A 17,000-nucleotide genomic window follows, 5' to 3' on the forward strand; every position below is an offset into this window, starting at 1 on the left:
CCTTTCGAAAGTATGCGCGGAGGGTTTCGAGTCAGGTCAGCCGTTCCAGATGCTGGAGGCGAGGACCACATCCCACGTCGGGTGCGGCGCATCGGGGTGTCGGGCACCGTCGACTTCGTTCGAATCGCTGCAATCCGTTGGCGATGCCAGCCAAACTGATAGCGTGCAACGCCCAGGAACAGGTGCATAGTCTTCATCGTCGTCGGTGTCTGGCCGCGGCCCCTGCTGGGCGACGATCTCGCGACCGAACTGATGGCCGCGCACTTTGTGGTTGCGCAAGTGCGCAGGAAGCTCTCGCGCGATGAGATCACTTGCTCTGTCGGCCAGAGGGGTCGTGGGAACGGCCAGCGAATCATCGGGTGCTGTTACCCGACCGTCAGCATCGGTATTGGCGGTCGGGCCGTCACCAAGTGCGTCGTGGCGGGTGGTGGACGTACGATGTCCTCTCTTTGGACAGGGGAGTGGGGGTATTCAGCCCGACGAGGCGCGGAATCGAGCGCGGTAATCGGTAGGTGTGGTACCGAGCACTTTGAGGAAGGTGCGGCGCATCGTCTCCTCAGAACCGAACCCACAGCGCCGGGCGATGGCGGCGACGCCGTCGCCGTATGCCGCAAGGAGATGCTGAGCAGCCTCTACCCGGACCCGCTCGACGTACCGCCCGGGTGTCATCCCGAGTTCCCGGCGAAACAGTCTCGTCAGATGACGCTCGCTGACCGCGGCAAGCTTGGCCATCGTCGTCAGGCTGTGCTCGGCCGCCGGGTCGGCGGCCACGGCGTCGATCACACACCGTAGACCGGGACTGCGCGGCGACCCGACACCGGTGCGCACACTGAACTGCGACTGCCCGCCAGGCCGGTGCAGAAACACCACCAGGTATTTCGCCAGCGACCGGGCCAGGTCCGGGCCGTCATCGTCTTCCACGAGCGCCAGTGCGAGATCGATCCCTGCCGTCACCCCTGCGGACGTGACTACTGGCCCGTCCCGCACATAGATCGCGTCCTCGTCAACAGCGATCGCCGGATAGCGTTGTGCCAGTTCGGCACATGCCATCCAATGTGTGGTCGCCCGGCGGCCCTCGAGCAGGCCGGCTTCGGCGAGTACGAACGCCCCGGTGCACACCGACACCACCCGTCGCGCACCGGCCGCCGCAATGCGTACCGACCGTACTAGGTCAGGCGAAAGTTCCTTTTCCACCGCGTATCCCGGAATAACGAGGGTGTCGATGCGCTCGACGAAATCGCCGATCGCGCCGTCCATGCCCAATGGCACACCGACATCCGTGCGCACCGATCGGCCGTCGGGAGAGGCAAACCGGACACGCCGTCCGGCCCACTGGAAAACCTGCGCCGGACCGGCGATATCCAGCAGCACTGCGCCATCGGACAGTGCCACCAACACACCATTGCGGTCCGATTCCATGAGCTCAGTCTGTCTGGAGCGAGGAGCGTCTGCAATGACGCGAACCCCACAGATCCGGACATGAAGAAATCGGTGGCATCGACGAAACACCGCGCGTTTGCGTGGGTGATGCTCACGCACCTGCAGGCCTTCCTCCTGCTACAGCCGGTGCGCCCGCTTCTTGCCCACCACGACGTGGCCCTCATCCAACCGTAACGACGCCCAGCCACGGCGGAACCCGTGAGATCGATGTTTCGTGGCGCCCAGGCTGTCTTCATGGGCCTGCGGGCGGCTGTTCCGATGGTCGATCAGGGTGCGCGCAGGCGAATCGGGCGAGTCCAGCGGCAAAGGAGTCGAACATCGGCTCGAAAACGCGTCGCATCACAAGGGATTCGATCGGGCGCAGAACCGATGCCGGGTCCAGGTGTACCTGCCAGACCAGGCGGCAGCGGTCGGGTCCGACCGGATCCAAGGTGATGTCCTCGATGATGCTGCGGGCCAACGGGATCGACATGGCGTCGGCGGAGAACGTGAATCGAGCGCCGGGCTCCCAGGCCAGGAAACGTTCGCGCACAGTGATCCAGCGCAAGTGGATGTCGCGGATCGTTCCCACGTCGTGCGGGGCACTTCCGTACCAGGTGGTGGCCCGGTATCCGGCGGCCCACTCCAGTTGCCCTTCGCCGGTGGCGAGAATGTCGAAGGTGCGCTGCGCCGATGCCGTCACGATACGTTCGTTGCGCAGGTGGGAGCGCATCGCAGAGATGTCGTCGAGGCTGCTCGGCCGCAGTGCGTACATCGTCATTTCGCGGCGACCAATCTACGGGTCAGGCGAATCGTGGTGCGGCGCGGCAGGTATCGCGGCAGACGCGCGGACACCGCGTTCGCCAGTCCGGATACCACGCTCGGCCGGGGCGCGTGGCGGTCCAGTTCGCGGAGTGCCGTGGCCACCACCTGCTCCGATGTCTGCCGTCGGCCGACGCTGGCGGCCTCGCCCGCGACATCGAAGAACTCGGTGTCGGTAGCGCCCGGGCACACGGCGAGGGCGGTGACGCCACTGCCTTCGAGTTCGCCCCACAGAGCCTCGGTGAACGACAGCACGAACGCCTTCGTCGCGCCATAGACGGCCATGAACGGGATCGGTTGGAACGCCGCGGTGGAGGCGATGTTGATCACCGCTCCATCGCCGCGCCGAATCATGTCCGGCAGTACCGCCCGGGTCAGTTCCGCGACGGCGGTGATGTTGACCGCGATCTCCTCGCGCGTTCGCGCCGAGTCGTGGTCGACGAGCGGGCCGTGGGTTGCGAAACCGGCATTGTTGACCAGCAGGTCGATCGGGTTGGCGTCCGCGCTCAGCACGTCGGCGAGCCGCTCGACGTCCGCGGGGATCGCAAGGTCGGCGGTGACGACCCGAGCCCGAATACCGAAGGTGCGTTCGAGATCTGTCGCCAGCTTGCGCAGCCGATCCTCGCGCCTGGCCACCAGGATCAGGTCGCAACGTCTTTCGGCCAATGCTGTGGCGAACGCCGCGCCGATCCCGCTGCTGGCGCCGGTCACGACCGCGGTCGCGCCTTCCCAGTTCCTCATGTTTTCCTCCCGAAGGTGAACAGGTGTTAAGCTAGCAATACTTAACATCTGTTCAGTGATGCTTGTCAAGGGAGGCTCGATGACCGATACACGCCAGCGACGAGTACGTGGAGAGGGCGAGCGGCTGCGCGCGGAGTTGGTTGCCGCCGCGATCGAACTGCTGCTGGAACCGCAGGCGTTGCCGACGCCGTCGCTGCGGGCCATCGCCCGGGCCTGCGGCGTGGCGCCCAGCGCGGTCTACATGCACTTCCCGTCTCAGGACGCGCTGAACTACGCCGTGACCGAGGAACTGTTCGGTCGACTGCGGCACGCGCTGGATGCCGCAGTCCCTGCGGACAGCACTCGGGCCGACCGACTGCGCTCGTTGGTCGATGCCTATCTCACCTGGGCCGAGAACCATCCGGGCGCCTACCAATTGCTGTTCGAGCGTCCCGATCCCCCGATCGAGTCCGGCACCGGGCCAGGGCTGGATCTGCTGGACCGTCTCACCGATCTGTTACCCGCCGCCGAGAAATCCCCGGACCTCGCGCTGCGTGTGTGGTGCGCCCTGCACGGTGTGGTTTCGCTGCGTATCCACAAACCTACCGCCCCCTGGACCTCGGAACCGCATTCCGACGCATGGGCTGTCGTCGCAGCCCTCGCCGACTTGCCGTGAGCTCCCGGCCGGGGTCGGCAATACCACAGGAGATACATCCCTATCGGCGGACCTGGTGCTCCGACCCCGCCTGAGATCGGCGCCGACGAAGAAGGCATCTACACCGACGCCGACAGGAAGGCGGGGTGTGCGTACACCTCGGAAGTGATGCGGACCCACACCTGCTGAGGTTTGGTCGCCGTAGAAACGCATGAAAACTAGCGGAGTTGGTTCCCGATCGTCCGAGACGTTGCGCAAGCGCTGGAGGACGCGGCCGAGCCATACCCCGGTGTGCGGATAGATCAGCAGTGCCTCGACTGCGCCCGGATGTGACTTCTCCAGCTTGGTCAGGACCCGATAGGCATCGGAAAGGCCGGCGTCGTCGTCGATTTCAGCTGCTTGCGGTGAACCGTCGCTACTGCGGTGTGCGGTGGACTTTCGATCGTGCGATCAGTTCGGTGGTCACCGCGACCGCGGTCGCTTGGGCCAGCAGCAGGCCGGTGAGAATCAACATCTGTACTGCGGCGGCTTGCAGGGCTGAGCCGCTGGTAAGCAATACACCGACGAAAGCGCCGGGCAGGGTGACCAATCCGACGGTGCGGGTCTGATCGACGCCAGGGAGCAGGGCGTCACCAGCGCTCGGTCGGATGACCTCTAGTCGTGCTTCCCGTTCGGTGAAGCCCAGACTCATCGCCGCCTCGACTTCACCCCGGCGTTGCTCGACGGTGTCGAGGGCACGACGTGCCGCGAGCGATGTCGCGGTCATTGTCCCGCCCAGTACGATCCCGCCGATCGGGACCACTGCGACACCGGTGAGTGGGACCACGCCGGTGATCAGCATCAGCGGCAACACGGTCCCGATTCCCGCCCCGAGCGCGAGGGTGAGCCACATCCCCGACCAGCCGGCACAGCATCGCTGCGCGGCGGTTGCGACCGCGGCGGCGAACATGACGGCCAGCACGAGCACCGCGGACCATAGATGTGACAGTGCCGCAGCCAGTACCAGCGCGACGACTCCGAGTTGCACCGCGCCGCGGGCCGCGGCGCGCGGCGCCACCGGCGGCGGCCCCAATTGCGCCACCCTGTACCACGCGGCTGTCAGGGCGACCATGCACACGCACAACGCCGCCAGCTTCAGGTCAGGCTCTACGATCATGTGCGCCAGTGCCCCTTCCCTGTGGCCCTGCGGCCTACCGGCGTTCGTTGGAGGTTGCCCCGGTTTACCGGACGCCGTGAAGGGTAGTCAGCGGAATCGGCACGACGGCGGAGACGGCAGCGATGGGGTGCTACCGATTGCCGCCCAGACGATCGCCTACAACGCCGACGCGGCAGACCTCGCGGCGTGGCTGAAGGACATGTTCCTGCCACCGGACATGCTCGACTGGCCGCTGAACGTTGTCGTGGTCCGCAGCGGCGACCGCACCGTCCTCATCGACGCCGGGCTGGGCCAGCAGTTCCCCGACTTCCAGCAAGCCGGGCGGTTGGCCACGCGACTGAAGGCCGCCGGCATCGACACCGCATCCGTGACCGACGTGGTGCTCACCCACCTGCCCATGGACCCCATCGGTGGGCTGCTCGGCGACGGGCTGGGGCGCGGACTGCGATTGCGGGGAATTGAGCGCGAAGGAACCGACTCCTTGCCGGTTCCAGGGGACATCCAAATCGAGTGTCGCGGGCACGATCAATGTGGTGGGGGTTGTATTGCGCCGGGTTTGGTGCAGGTGAACTGCATGACGTTGAGGTGGCCGCGGCGAAAGTGGTCGGCGCACTCGGTCAGATAGCTGATGTAGGCGTTGTAGGTGTGTTGCCCGGCCAGTTCGATCGCCCGGTCGCGGTGCTCGTGCAGAGAGGTGGCCCAACTGTCCAGGGTGGTGGTGTAGTGGGATCCCAGTTCCTGAATGTGGGCGAGGGTGAATCCGGCGTCCTGCGCGTACTCGTTGATTCCCCTGGGGTTGTGGCCGGTTGATCGCGGGAGCTGACTACTCGGGAAGACGGTGCCGCGTAGGAACGCGAATTCGGTTTCGGTCGTCAGGCCGGGTGCCTGGTGCGCTTGCGCCTCGTGCGGGTCATGGGCGACGACGGTTTGTACCAGCAGCACGCCGTCGTCGGGCATCATCCGGTAGGCGGAGTCGAAGAAGTCGGGGTATCGCTGGTGGTGGATGTGTTCGAGTGCGCCGATGCAGACGATGCGGTCTACGGGGCGGTCGAATTGTTGCCAGCCTTGCCGTCGCACACCGCCGTAGGGGCAACCGCGGACGAGCCGATCGACGAGGCGGTCGCGTACGTACCGGTGCTGGTTGCGGTGGGGCGTCAGCCCGATCGCATTGACGCCGTAGCTGTCCATGGCGCGCAGCATGGTCGAACCCCAGCCGCAGCCGACGTCGAGCAGGGTCATCCCCGGTTGCAGATCGCATTTGGCCAGCGCAAGGTCGATCTTGGCGGACTGGGCTTGTTCCAGGGTGTCGTCCGGGTGAGTCCAGTACGCGCAACTGTAGGTGCGAGTCGGGTCGAGGAACTGCGCGAAGAACTCGTCGGGTAGCTGGTCGCGGGACGGGATCTGACGGTCAACGGGGGCGTAACCGGTCATGGTGCGGGTCTTCCTTGCATGCATCGTGTCGGTGTCGGTGCCCTCGCCCATGCAGTTGACGTTGGACCGCCCTTCGGGGCGAGTATCTGCGAGTCGTCGATCGGGCGGCTGGGGTGCCCCTGGGTCGGGTGGCATCCGGATCCGAGACTACAGATCTCACAGTTGCGCGAAACGGTGCGTGAGCAACATTTAACCAGGCAGTAACTGTAATGCTCGTCAAAGTGACGCCGGTGCGCGATGAGCACGAAGCGCGGTCCTGTCCGGGTTATTGGCCCGAGCTCGTTGCGGGCTGCCCGCGGCGGATCGGGCTCAGGTTCACGCCGTGGCGGTCGGGGCGGCGGTGCGACCCGTCTGACGTCCGCGCTTGGCGTGCTTTTCATCCTGCATGGGCTCACGTTCTGATCCCGTCCGTCGAGTCCAGGGTCGTGAACAGTGTCCGGTGGCTGGGGGTGGTCGCTACGTCGGGTTCTTGGCGCTCTTCCGGGGGATCACAGAGATCGTGGTCGCGTTCGAGTTGAAAGGCGCGCAGAAGGACCATTCGCCGCAGCGACCGGTGTGCCCGCTCAGCGCGACCGAAACCAGATCCTGTCGTGACCCCTGCAGGACCCGGACAACCCGATTCACGGGTGGGCTGGGACGCCAGTTCCCCAGTTGCCGTGAGGAGAGGGTCCTCGAAACCGATTCGCCGATCCTCGTCGACAACGGCACGTCATACGCGCTGTTCGGCCTGCAACTCCCGCCAGGCTGCACCTTCGTCGGATCGGTCATCGATCGCTTCGATTCCCCCGCCCCGGTCACCGCCAGCAGCAACAGAGGCGCCGAACTCGACTACGGTCCCCGCGGCCCCAATACCGCGACGGTGCCCAGCTCCGGCCCGCCTAACCCGGGAAGGACAACGGCCCGAACGAAACTCGGGCCGGGACTGGAGCACTGCCTGCACGGCCCCTGGTCGGACTCCACGCTCGCCACTTACCCGTGGGCAACGCCATGTGACTGGTAGGCCCTCAAATTGTGGTGACGAAGCCGCCGTCGATCCGCAGATCGGATCCGGTGATGTTCGCGGACCGGTCGCTGGCCAGGAATACGACCAGGTCGGCAACCTCATCCGGAGTGGTGAACCGGCCCATGGCGGCAGCACCGGCTGTCGCGGACCGCACCTGTTCCGGGCTCTGACCGCTGGCGTCGGCGATCGTGTCGGCCACCCCACCTTCGTCCAGCCACAGCCCTGTCGTCACGGGTCCGGGGCTGATGGAGTTGACGCGAATATTCTTCGGACCCAATTCCTTCGACAATGCCTTGCCGAAATTGGTGACGGCGGCCTTGGTGGCACAGTAGTCGTAGATGCCGGGGTCCGGATAGTACGCGTTGACCGATCCGATGATGACGATCGATCCACCGCCACGGCGATACATCTGTGGCAGCGCGGCGCGGGTGGGCCGCACAGTCCCCATCACATTGAGATCCCAGGACGCCTGCCACTGGTCGTCGGTAACGCGCGCGATACCGCCTGGTTGGACAGTGACCGCGCCGACGTTGTTGACCAATACATCGATGCCACCGTGTTCCGCCGCAGCCGCTATCAGGTCATCCGCGCCGCCGGGCAGCGACAAATCGGCGGATACAAAGGTCACTTTCCCGGCATCCACCAGCGCCCCGAGGCCGGCTCCTCGGCTGCGTGATCCGGCCACGACGTGGGCACCGGCGTCCACCAGCGCCTGGCTGATCGCCAGCCCGATACCTTTGCTGGCGCCGGTCACCACGGCGATCTTGCCCGACAGATGTAGATCCATACGTTCTCCCATCGCCAGCTCGGTTTGTGACTCCGAAGACGCTACGCCCGGCTCAGCTCTCTGCCTCGCGGTCTTCCGCCGCGTCTGCGCAATCATCACCGAGCCCCCCGTGGATCCTGGGCCGTGAACGTGGTCGCCGTCCCGAGCATCCTCACGACCCAGTACCTGACGAACACTACGAGAACAGCTCCGTGTGTTCGGCGATGTACCGTCCAACCGTGGATGGCGGCTGTCCTGTGATCTTCTCGACGTCGTCGGTGGCTCGGTCGTAGCGCCCAGCGCGGTGCAGCAGTGCCATGGTCGCCAGGTGCTGCTCGACGTGCGCGGGCAGACCTCGGGGCTCGAGGACCTGCTCGACCCAGGTTTCCTGGGGAATGTCGGTGCCGCGGATCGGCCGGTGCAGTCCCAGGGTGTACTCGGCGGCCAGGCCATCGACGTCCAAACTCTGCGGACCGGTCAATTCGTAGACGTCGCCGATACGGTGAGCGGGATCTGCAAGTACTGCCGCAACCGTGCGCGCCACATCGCTGGTCGCCACCGGTGATGTTCGACCCGTTCCGAAGGGAAGGGCCAGTACGTTTCGCTCGTGTAGCGACGGTGCCGCGAATCCGGTGAAGATCGGATTGTCCAGAAACACCGTCGGCCTGATGTGCACGGCCGGAACACCCGACCAGTTCACGACGTGCTCGGCGAGATAATGCAACCGATGTTGGCGAGACTCGCCCACACTGGTCAGCGTCATTTGAGAGACGGTCATCTGGGACATGTTCACGACCACCTCGAGGTGGCCGTATGCCAATGCGGCGTCGCAGACGACCACCGTCGCCTGCAAGTAGTCCGGCGAGACCCCCATCGAAAAGAACATGCGATCAGCACCGGTCATTGCCTCGAGCACATCTCGTGGCTCGGTCAAATCGCCGACGACGACTTCAGCGCCCAGTGCACGCAGCGGCTCGGCTCGGGCGTCGTCGTGGTGCACCAACGCGCGAACGCGGTCCCCCCGTTCCCGCAATCGCGCGATTACCTGCTGGCTCACGCCACCGGTGCCACCACCCGCCCCGGTGATCAGGTACAAGGGCGCACTCATGCTCGCTCCTCACGGTGTGTTTTCCCAATGTTCGGCCAGGGGAGTGCCGGCGAACCGCTCGAGCATCACACAGGACAACAGCAGCACCGAGCTACGTGACCGGTGGTTCACCACGAGGCGCTTGGCCTTTCCGGCGGCGTTGAAGGTGAGGCGATCCGGCGCTGGCGGAGGCGACCCACGTGCCACGGGCCGGGCAGATCGGGTCATCCGAGTTGGGGGACCACGCTGTGCACGCGGGTGATGAAAGTGGCAAAATCCGCCATGAACCGGGTGAGAAATCGCTTCGTCGAGTCGTCGAGGACATCGCCATCAGGGGTGAAGACGTCCGGGTGGAATTGGATGTAGGCCTCAGGGGAATTCATCTGCGGGGAATTGCAATAGCCGAGCACGCTGCGCAGACTGAGCTGAGCGAGCGCGGTGCCGAGCTTGCCCGGCGAGGCGCCGATGACGGCGGACGGCTTGAGCGCGAACGAGTTGTCGCCCCATGGGCGGCTGGCCCAGTCGATGGCGTTCTTCAGCGCTCCCGGGATCGAGCGGTTGTATTCCGGCGTCACGAACAGCACAGCGTCGACAGCGGCGATGGCCGCCTTGAGTGCGCGGCCCTCCGGCGGGTAGTCGACGTCGTAGTCGCGGTTGTACAGCGGCAGATCCTTGATCGGGATCTCGGTGAACGACAACCGGGTTGGCGCCAGCCGGATCAGAGCCTTGGACAGGATTCGGTTGGCGGATTCCCTGGAAAGACTGCCTACGATGTAGCCGACCGTGTAGGTACTCACGCGTTGCCTCCTGACCAGAGAGGTGCCCGGTGCTGTACGAAGCGCCGAGCGTCGTCGACGCGCGGCGGTTTCACGAGACTGCACGGACAACGTAGCACTTCACAGCGGTCACGGCGCCCGAGAAACGGACGCCGCCGGTCGGCGGCGGTGTCGCATGCTCGCTGCCATGTGACGCAGTCGGTCTCTCGTCCGGGCCACGTCCACGCGATCACGCGAGAGCAGGCGAACGCACCTGATCAGAGTGACGTTCTACCATCGCCATGGCCGCGCCCCTCTTCGAAGACGAAAAGGGGTTTGGGCCCGTGTGCGGGTGTTTCGGCGAGCGAGACGGCTTCGGTGAAGTGTTCAAGCGGGAACGGTCGGCCGCCAGGGATGTGCAGCACTTCGTCAGCGACCAGACCGCGAACCCGGGAGAGCGCGCGCAACGCATCCTGTGGTGAGGTAGCACTGAACCAGTGGTAGAGCCAGAAGCCGCGGAGCGTTTTCGTTTCGTAGATGATCGAGCGTGCTAGCAGCGGGATCGTCAGCGCTGCCGGGTCGGCTTGCCGATGGGTGGAGAGTGCGCCGTAGACCACGACCACTCCGCCGGGGGCCAATGCCTGGGATACCTGGGCACCTACCTCGCCCGCGACACAGTCGATGGCCTTGCGCACGCCGGCCGGTCCTGCGATTTCGGCGACACGCTGCAATAGGTCCTCATCCGCGGTGCAGATGACCTCGTCGCCACCGAGCGTCTTGATCTCCTCGACGGCATCGCGTCTCCGCACGACGTTGATCGTCCGAATACCCAGATGTTCAGCCAGTTGGATGACGAGCCGGCCGACGGTGGAGCCCGCGGCCGTCTGCAACATCCATTCACCCGGCCGTACGTCGAGTTCGTGAGTCACCAGTAACAGCGCGGTCAACGGATTGACCGCGAGCTGGCAGGCACTGGAGTCGCTCAGGTCATCGGGGACCGGCAGAAGCCTTCGCGTATCGGTGACAAGGTATTCCTGCCACGTGCCGGTCACACCGACGGTCACCACGCGCTCGCCGATCTGCAGCCCCTCGGTATCCGGACCGAGCGCCTCGATTCGGCCCACGCATTCCATACCCACCACGGTGGGAAACTCGGGGGAGAAACCGTAGCGGCCCCGTAGCACGTGCAGATCGCTGGCGTGGATCGGTGTCGCCTGCACGCGGATCAACGCCTGACCGGCTTCCGGCGTGGGAACGGGCCGGGGTTCCAGCCGCAGGACGTCGGTTGGCTCGCCGATTTTTCCGGCTACGAGCGCGCGCATGGATTGTGGCATGAGCGAACTTTCGGCTCTCGGCGCCCGGCCAACTCGGGGCGTTGTGGACAGAAACGTTGCCGGTGTCGACATTCTCGTCGGCGACTGGGCTCCGCACCTTTCTTTTCGATGGAGCAGACCCGTACGCACGTTGCCGTCGGCGTCCGGTCCGTGCAGGCCGGTGATCACCCGCTCACACCGACCGATTACCGGCCCTTTCGCCTCTACCGCCGCAGGTATGACGCCCGAAGTTACCCCACAGCAACTGTGCTGGACGGTCGACTCGCCGATCCGATGGCCGCAAGACGAAACGACAATAGCCCGAATGCGCGGCTCGCGACCCATGTGCAGCGGCAGACTTCAACGCCTGTCACAACCGCTGTGGTTGCTCGACTGGGTGCTTGCGTCCTAGAACAATCCATCTTCGGGAGGTGTGGATCCGGAAGCCTGGCGTGTACTGATAAACACGGTTTCCAGGACGTGTTCGTGGTGGGCGGCGCCGCGGCGGCGGGTACGGGGTTTGGCGCCCTTGGATTTGACCCGGGCGCACCGGCGCGCCAAGTCGAGGTCTTCGATGTTGATCTGGAGCAGATCCTCTGTGCGGGCGCAGGTTTCATACAGCCGCCACAGGGTCTTCTCCCACAGGCCGATGTCGCGGCGGGAGATGAGCCGGTCGATCGCGGTCCGCGACCGCACTGGTGTCTCCGAATCCGGCGGCGTCGATCGCGCGGCCGAGGGCGGCACCTTCGGGGCGTCTCAGCCTTGCTCGCGGCGCCAGGACAGCCATTTCGCGACCGCGGCGCGGCGCGCGTTCCAGGTATTGACCGCGGCTCGGCCCAGAGGGTTTCCAGGGCCGCGCCGATCTCGGAGTCGGTGACCGAGTCCAGGGCCCGGCTGGGGCCAGGCAGTCCGTCGGGGCCGCGGCCGTCGAGCTGGTCGACGGTCTTGACGACCGCGCTGCTGTAGGCGCGGCGGGTGTTGCCGCGGTGAGGGTGTCCAGGAACGTCTCGGCCGATCCGCGCAGAGTGCGGGGCGGGGCGGTGTGGATGCGGGTCACGGTCGCCACCGTCGGCCCACCTCCTGGCTTGCCCCGGATAACAGGGCGGCTTCACGTCGCCGCCGCGGCGGAATCGCCGCAGGCCAGGGACTCGAGGTCAAATGTTGAAGCGGCCGGCGAAGCCGCGGAGGGGAAGGTCGGCGCTGGTGATGATGCCGGGTCGGGCGGCGACGACGGATTTGATGGCGTTGAGTGCGGGCAGGCCGGTGACGGTCATGCCGATGGAGGCGAAGTTCTCCGGTTTGGACAGGTCGAAGCCCTTACGCGGGAGGATCATGTGCTTGCTGTAGATGTTGGGGTCGCCGGTGACCTGGGTGATGTAGCAGCCCTTGATGTTCCATGCGGGGTCGGTGTGCGGGGTCATCTGCCATTCGAGATGGGTCTCCACCCGCGCGACGCCGTCGACCATGCCTTGGTATTTGATGTAGTTGGCACCCAGTGAGCCCTTGGGCATGAAGTACCAGCCGAGGTCGACGTCCTTGGTGCAGGCGCCGAGTTCGTAGCTGAATTTCACCTCGTCGAGTTCCAGGCCGAAGGCGTCGGCCATGAGGTAGACCGAATCGGCGAACACGGCGGTGTATTTGTAGAGCGAATCGGGGATGGTCGGATCGTCGATCGGGCGGCCGTAGCCGACGGCCTTCCAGGTGTCCACGGAGTGATGGCAGGACACATCCACGGATTCGGTGACGGTGACGTTCTCGATATCAGCGACGTCGGCGGTGTGCACGATGCCCAGGATCTGGCACAGGCCCGGATTCATGCCGGTGCCGTAGAACGTGGAATTACCGCGCTCGCAGGCCGCTTGGATGACCTCGCTGACCTTGCGGCCCGAGGGATGCGAGTGGTTGCGGTCGCGGTGGAAGCCGGTGATCCAGTCCGCGGTGGTCACCACGTCGATGCCGGCCTCGAGCACTTTTTCGTAGAGGTCCTCGTCGGGGAACACGCCGTGGAAGGTGAGCACGTCGGGGCGGGCGGCGATGATCTCCTCGACCGTGCCGGTGGCGATCACACCGATCGGGTCCAGACCGACGATCTCCCCCGCGTCGCGTCCGATCTTGTCCGGCGAATAGCAGTGCAGCCCGACCAGCTCGAGATCGCGGTGGTTGCGGATGCGGCCGATCATCTCGGTGCCGAGGTTGCCGGTGGCGACCTGGAATACCCGGATCTTGTCGGAGGTGCTCATGAGCAGTGCCTTTCTGGCTGTTACGTTTTCGCGTCCGTTGCTGGGTCGGGGACGGGTCAGGCGGTGGTGGCCGCCGGGCGCACGGCGCCGCTGTCGGGGCAGTGTGGGGCGGTGCCCGCGGGTCCGCCGTCGGGGTAGAACTGCACGGCCCATTCGCGCAGCGCCTTGAAGCCCTTGAACTCCTTCTGCGACAGGGCGGGCGGGTCGCAGTAGCGCTGATGCGCCCAGATGTGGACGTCGGCTTCGAACTGCTCGATCACGAAACCGGCCATGGTCGTGCCGTAGCGGCCGATCTCCGGGCGTTCGTCGCCGGGCTTGCGGCCGATCCACACGGTGAAGCGCACATCGGAGGTGTATTCGTCGACCGGTGTCACCGCGGGCATGGTGCGGTTGTCGACCATGCCCCAGCTCTTGGTGATCGAACAGCCCAATCCGGCGTTGATCGATTCCACACCACTGTTGACCTGGTCCTCGGCGATGTCCTCGTCGAAGGCGATGGTGAAATCGACGTAGGACACCGGGCCGGAGAAATCGTGACGGGTGAACTCAGGCACGAACGGCGTCTTGTGCACCACCTTGAAGTGCGCGAAGTCGACGCCGTTCTCCATCACATATTGCGGATGCAGTTCCAGGCCCGGCCGGAACAATGTCGCGGCAGGCACCGGCGGGTAGTAGTCCGCGGCGGTCTTGCCGTCACCGAACGCTTCGAACATGTCCGGCACCTCGAAATACGGTGCCCGGCCTGCGGTGTCGTACCAGATCCACACCGCCTCGTTACGTTCGACGACGGGGTAGCTGCGGATGCGGCGGCCCTTGTTCGGGCGGGACTCGTAGGGGATGCACACGTTGCGGCCCTCGCGGTTCCATTCCCAGCCGTGGAACGGGCACACCAGGTTCTCGCCCTGAACCTGCCCGCCATAGCCCAGGTGCGCGCCGAGGTGCTCGCAGTAGGCGTCGAAGACCGCGAGGTCGCCGGCAGCCGATCGCCACGCCACCATCTCACGCCCGAAGTACTTCATCCTGTGCACCGCACCGACCTCGATCTCGGTGCACCACGCGACTTGGAACCATCCCGTCGGCTCCATCGACAGCGGTGGTTTGGCCATCTCGATCCTCCACGTCTTCGCGGGCTGTCCGCGTCGGCGCGGACCGTCGGTGCCACGCCCGGCGAACACGACGATAGAACCCTCTTTGAAAGAATGCAAGAGGGTTAGTTGAAACTGGATTCCCCGGGTCGATCGAGGTAGCATCGGCCCTCGTGACGGAGGCAGCGGCGGGCATGAGGCGCGCGAACAAACGCGGGATCCAATCGCGGGAAGCCATGCTCGAGGCGGCGATCGCCTCGCTGTCGACCGGGGACCCCGCCGCGGTTTCCGGCAACCGGATCGCCCGCGACATCGGCGCGACCTGGGGAGTCGTCAAATATCAGTTCGGCGACATCGACGGCCTGTGGGCCGCGGTCCTGCGCTACACCGCCGACAAGCGCGGTGACTTGCCCGCGGCAGCCAAACCGGACGGCACCCTGCGCGAACGCGTCGCCGCGCTCATCCACGCGATGGCCATCGGATTGCGCCGCCCCGAGTCTTTGGCCATCGAGACGCTGCGCGCGGCGCTGCCCCGCGACCACGCCGAACTCGAACGCGACTACCCGCTCACCGCCGCCGAGCTGGCGTCCTGGAAACCGCACTGGGACGACGCATGCCAGCGGGCCTTCGCTGATCTGGAACTCGATCCGGTCAAGGTGCGCCGGGTCGCGGCGCTGATCCCGGCCGCCATGCGCGGCATCACCTCCGAGCGAACTCTCGGCACATACGGCGACCTCGACGACGCTATCGAAGCGCTCATCGGCGGCATAGTCGCCTACCTCGAAAACTGAGCCGGGTCTCGACCGCACTCACCAGCCGCGGTCCCTACCGCGGACAAGTCCGCCGGTGCCCGGCTGCGATGAGCAGGCTCAGAACAACGTGTCGCGCACTCGCAGCGGCCGGTAGCCGGTCAGCCCCAACTGGGCGAGCTCGGCGTCGATGTCGACCTCGATCGCGCCGAAGAAGTTGATGTTCTCGCTGTGCGCCGGACTGATATGCGCCAGCACATCGTCATCGATCCGACGGCTCACTCCGCGCATCTGCTCGGCAGCGAGCCCGTAATGCTCAGTGGCCCAAGCGCGTTGGTGGCGGCGACCGTCGCCCCGCTTCCCGGTGCGGGCGGCGGCGTGCGGGCGCAGGTGGCCCTGACCCAGGGTGCGGATGTGATCGCCGCCGGTGAGGTGGAGTTGCGCTTCCGCCCGGCCGACGTCGGGACGATGGTCCAGTGACCGCCGCGAAGACGACGGGGCCGTTCGTCTGGTTCGATTTCGGCGGGGTGCTCTCGCCGCCGCTCGACGAGCTGTTCCTGCGCTACGAGGAGGTCGCGGGCATTCCGTCCGACCTGCTGAAATTCGCCATCGCCGAGGTGGGCGCCGAATACGGGCTTGCGCCGCTGGCCCCGATCGAACTGGCGCTGCTCGACGAACGCGAATGGGTCGGCAAGCTGCACGCCGTGCTCAGGGCCAAGCAACCCGAACTCGACCTCTCGCGCAGCGAACCCGATTTCGGCAGGCAGTGGTTCGCGGGCCACCGGGTCAACAGCGCGGTCCGCGACTTCGCGATCGAGCTGGCCGACGGCGGTACCCCGGTCGGGGTGCTCAGCAACAATGTCATCGAATGGGAGCCCTACTGGCACGAGATGATCGATCTGGACGGGGTCCTTAGCGCCCTGGTCGATTCGTGCAAAGTCGGGTTCCGCAAGCCCGATCCGGAGATCTTCGCCCTCGCCGCCGAGGAGGCGGGCGTCGCCCCCGGTAAGTGCCTGCTCGTCGACGACCTCGCGGAGAACTGTGCCGCGGCACGGGAATCCGGCTGGCAGGCGGTGCGGTTCCGTACTGCCGGGCAGGCGATCGCCGAGGTGCGCGAGGTGCTGGAGCGATGGCCGGGCTGAGCGCCGTCTCACCAGGTGTCGGCAAGGTAGCCGTCCGGACGGACCAACGCGCAGGTCCACGTCTGGTCCGGAGACACCTTGCCGGTCACCGTGATCGCGTCGGCGGGGGCGTGCGGCACCGGGACGTGCTCGTCGGGCCGGATCGCCACGAACCGGCCCGCCCGCAGCAACTCGGTGAGGGTCCGCACGCCGCCGCCGGCCTCGGTGACCACCAGATCGTGCTGGAATCCGGACTGGAACTGCCCGCTGATGAGCTGCGCGACGGCGTCGTGGATCGCCGGGACCGCGAGCATGGCCAGCATCGCCGCACGCAGTTCGGGTTCGCGGGGGTTCATCATCCGCGATTGCAGCACGGTGTTGGCGACCACCGCCGCCGCGACGGCGACCCGTTCGCGCGAGTACTCGTCGAGGACGGCGGTCCCGTCGTGGCCGGTGATCACGCGGGCGAGTCGCCAGCCCAGCGCGAAGGCGTCCTGCATGCCGGTGTTGAGGCCCTGGCCGCCGAGTGGGTAGTGACTGTGCGCGGCGTCGCCCGCCAGCAGCAGCCGTCCGTCCCGCAGGCGGGTGCGGTAACGGCCGTGGTCGCTGAACCTGGTGAGGTGGCTGATCCCGCTCAGCGCGGGCGGTGTGCCGAGCACGTATTCCAGGCGTTGCCGG

Annotated in this window: 17 protein-coding genes and 2 pseudogenes; 5 read left to right on the top strand and 14 right to left on the bottom strand. The window is 66.2% G+C overall.

Annotated features, from left to right (window positions below):
• Positions 1-471: 471 nt before the first annotated feature.
• The 3 genes from ON21_RS06420 to ON21_RS06430 all read right to left on the bottom strand — a co-directional run bounded on the left by ON21_RS06420 (position 472) and on the right by ON21_RS06430 (position 2,982).
• Positions 472-1,419: a GlxA family transcriptional regulator gene (locus ON21_RS06420; protein ID WP_039796442.1), complete on the bottom strand. Its 948-nt coding sequence runs from the start codon at positions 1,417-1,419 to the stop codon at positions 472-474.
• A 253-nt stretch (positions 1,420-1,672) separates the two neighbouring features.
• The gene (locus ON21_RS35625; RefSeq protein ID WP_083880432.1) at positions 1,673-2,200 is read right to left on the bottom strand and encodes an SRPBCC family protein; all 528 of its coding nucleotides are present in this window, start codon (positions 2,198-2,200) and stop codon (positions 1,673-1,675) included.
• Positions 2,197-2,982, bottom strand: coding sequence for an SDR family NAD(P)-dependent oxidoreductase (locus ON21_RS06430; RefSeq protein WP_039796443.1), 786 nt, complete (start codon positions 2,980-2,982; stop codon positions 2,197-2,199). Before ON21_RS06430 ends, ON21_RS35625 begins: the two co-directional genes overlap by 4 nt.
• Before the next feature lie 79 nt (positions 2,983-3,061).
• Between ON21_RS06430 and ON21_RS35630 the strand changes: the two genes are divergently transcribed.
• Positions 3,062-3,637, top strand: a complete 576-nt coding sequence (locus ON21_RS35630; RefSeq protein ID WP_169332677.1) for a TetR/AcrR family transcriptional regulator — start codon at positions 3,062-3,064, stop codon at positions 3,635-3,637.
• A 394-nt stretch (positions 3,638-4,031) separates the two neighbouring features.
• On the opposite strand, the gene ON21_RS06440 is transcribed toward ON21_RS35630, so the two are convergent.
• Entirely contained in the window at positions 4,032-4,772 is a 741-nt protein-coding gene (locus ON21_RS06440; protein WP_086006373.1) for an ABC transporter permease, read from the bottom strand.
• 118 nt (positions 4,773-4,890) lie between these two features.
• On the opposite strand from ON21_RS06440, the pseudogene ON21_RS39880 reads away from it, so the two are divergent.
• A pseudogene (locus ON21_RS39880) lies at positions 4,891-5,220 on the top strand (MBL fold metallo-hydrolase); the annotation flags it as partial.
• A 77-nt stretch (positions 5,221-5,297) separates the two neighbouring features.
• On the opposite strand, the gene ON21_RS06450 reads toward ON21_RS39880, so the two are convergent.
• The 8 genes from ON21_RS06450 to ON21_RS06485 form a co-directional block, all read right to left on the bottom strand.
• The gene (locus tag ON21_RS06450; protein ID WP_245562485.1) at positions 5,298-6,254 is read right to left on the bottom strand and encodes a class I SAM-dependent methyltransferase; all 957 of its coding nucleotides are present in this window, start codon (positions 6,252-6,254) and stop codon (positions 5,298-5,300) included.
• Between the two features lie 953 nt (positions 6,255-7,207).
• Positions 7,208-7,993 carry an SDR family NAD(P)-dependent oxidoreductase gene (locus tag ON21_RS06455; RefSeq protein ID WP_039796446.1) on the bottom strand — a complete coding sequence of 262 codons (786 nt, stop codon included), beginning with the start codon at positions 7,991-7,993 and terminating at the stop codon, positions 7,208-7,210.
• A gap of 175 nt (positions 7,994-8,168) precedes the next feature.
• Positions 8,169-9,080 carry an NAD(P)H-binding protein gene (locus ON21_RS06460; protein WP_039796447.1) on the bottom strand — a complete coding sequence of 304 codons (912 nt, stop codon included), beginning with the start codon at positions 9,078-9,080 and terminating at the stop codon, positions 8,169-8,171.
• A 203-nt stretch (positions 9,081-9,283) separates the two neighbouring features.
• On the bottom strand, positions 9,284-9,856 hold the full coding sequence (locus tag ON21_RS06465) for an NADPH-dependent FMN reductase (protein WP_039796448.1): 573 nt from the start codon (positions 9,854-9,856) through the stop codon (positions 9,284-9,286).
• A gap of 236 nt (positions 9,857-10,092) precedes the next feature.
• A complete protein-coding gene (locus ON21_RS06470) occupies positions 10,093-11,148 on the bottom strand; it encodes a zinc-dependent alcohol dehydrogenase family protein (RefSeq protein WP_245562486.1) in 1,056 nt (351 codons plus the stop codon).
• Positions 11,149-11,535: 387 nt separating this feature from the next.
• Positions 11,536-11,823: a site-specific integrase gene (locus ON21_RS39885; RefSeq protein WP_051020410.1), complete on the bottom strand. Its 288-nt coding sequence runs from the start codon at positions 11,821-11,823 to the stop codon at positions 11,536-11,538.
• Between the two features lie 458 nt (positions 11,824-12,281).
• A complete protein-coding gene (locus ON21_RS06480; RefSeq protein ID WP_039796450.1) occupies positions 12,282-13,367 on the bottom strand; it encodes an NAD(P)H-dependent amine dehydrogenase family protein in 1,086 nt (361 codons plus the stop codon).
• Positions 13,368-13,423: 56 nt separating this feature from the next.
• Complete coding sequence (locus ON21_RS06485) at positions 13,424-14,473, bottom strand: Rieske 2Fe-2S domain-containing protein (RefSeq protein WP_039796457.1); 1,050 nt, start codon at positions 14,471-14,473, stop codon at positions 13,424-13,426.
• Between the two features lie 173 nt (positions 14,474-14,646).
• Here ON21_RS06485 and ON21_RS06490 point away from each other — a divergent pair, with 173 nt between their 5' ends.
• Positions 14,647-15,243, top strand: a complete 597-nt coding sequence (locus ON21_RS06490; protein ID WP_373281107.1) for a TetR/AcrR family transcriptional regulator — start codon at positions 14,647-14,649, stop codon at positions 15,241-15,243.
• A 78-nt stretch (positions 15,244-15,321) separates the two neighbouring features.
• Here the strand turns inward: ON21_RS06490 and ON21_RS36775 are convergent.
• Positions 15,322-15,531, bottom strand: a pseudogene (locus tag ON21_RS36775) (hypothetical protein); the annotation flags it as partial.
• Here ON21_RS36775 and ON21_RS38215 point away from each other — a divergent pair.
• On the top strand, positions 15,514-15,681 hold the full coding sequence (locus ON21_RS38215) for a hypothetical protein (RefSeq protein WP_157170738.1): 168 nt from the start codon (positions 15,514-15,516) through the stop codon (positions 15,679-15,681). The pseudogene ON21_RS36775 and the gene ON21_RS38215 overlap by 18 nt on opposite strands.
• Complete coding sequence (locus tag ON21_RS06495; protein WP_039796452.1) at positions 15,678-16,343, top strand: HAD family hydrolase; 666 nt, start codon at positions 15,678-15,680, stop codon at positions 16,341-16,343. The genes ON21_RS38215 and ON21_RS06495 overlap by 4 nt, the downstream gene beginning before the upstream one ends.
• An 8-nt stretch (positions 16,344-16,351) precedes the next feature.
• Here the strand turns inward: ON21_RS06495 and ON21_RS06500 are convergent.
• Positions 16,352-17,000: FAD-dependent monooxygenase (locus ON21_RS06500; RefSeq protein WP_174372133.1), on the bottom strand; the 649-nt coding region annotated here is incomplete at its 5' end.

The sequence above is a fragment of the Nocardia araoensis NBRC 100135 genome, from assembly GCF_000308435.1.
Classification (GTDB): Bacteria; Actinomycetota; Actinomycetes; order Mycobacteriales; family Mycobacteriaceae; genus Nocardia; species Nocardia araoensis.